The sequence below is a fragment of the Treponema sp. UBA753 genome, from assembly GCF_002297325.1.
Lineage (GTDB): Bacteria > Spirochaetota > Spirochaetia > Treponematales > Treponemataceae > Treponema_D.
Genome location: NZ_DBKJ01000070.1, coordinates 1 through 534 on the forward strand (window position 1 = coordinate 1; position 534 = coordinate 534).

Genomic DNA, 534 nt, shown 5'->3' on the forward strand with positions numbered 1-534 from the left:
TCATCTTCAATTCCCTGCAAAAGGCTTTCGTGTAAAGAAAATTCTGTAAATTTCATTGCTAAATCCTAAAAATATAATTACATCTTTGCGATAAAAGTCAATTTCTTTCTATAATATAAATAGTTAGCTTAGTATACAAGTTTTTTCAGATAGTATCAATTGAAATAAGATAAATGAATTTTTATTCACACAAAAAAAATCCCGAGGAAAATTCCCCGGGAAAAATCGCTCACTTCTTGAGTTCTTATTTTATTCTATTTGAATATCTGAAACTTCATAGCTTCCTTTATCCAACGGCTCAAAGAAAACTTGCAGATTTTTTATTCCAGAAACAGGAGACAAAATCTCAAATTCTGTTTCGCTTCCTGTGCAGAATTTATCGTAACCTATGCCCAAAGAACTATTTTCCTTCTCAAATTTTATTCCTATGTGAATCATATTTCCAGAATCGCTTTTTATCTTGCATTTCACAGATTTGACAGAATCATATCCATCTAAAGTTTTTGTGAACATTAAAACTGAAAGATTTTTATT

The 534-nt window shown here is 29.4% G+C and carries 1 protein-coding gene; it reads right to left on the bottom strand.

Annotated elements, in window-relative coordinates; genetic code table 11:
- Positions 1 to 249: 249 nt before the first annotated feature.
- Positions 250 to 534, bottom strand: a 285-nt coding sequence (locus B4C08_RS06030) for a hypothetical protein (RefSeq protein WP_296663978.1), incomplete at its 5' end; no start/stop codon positions are given.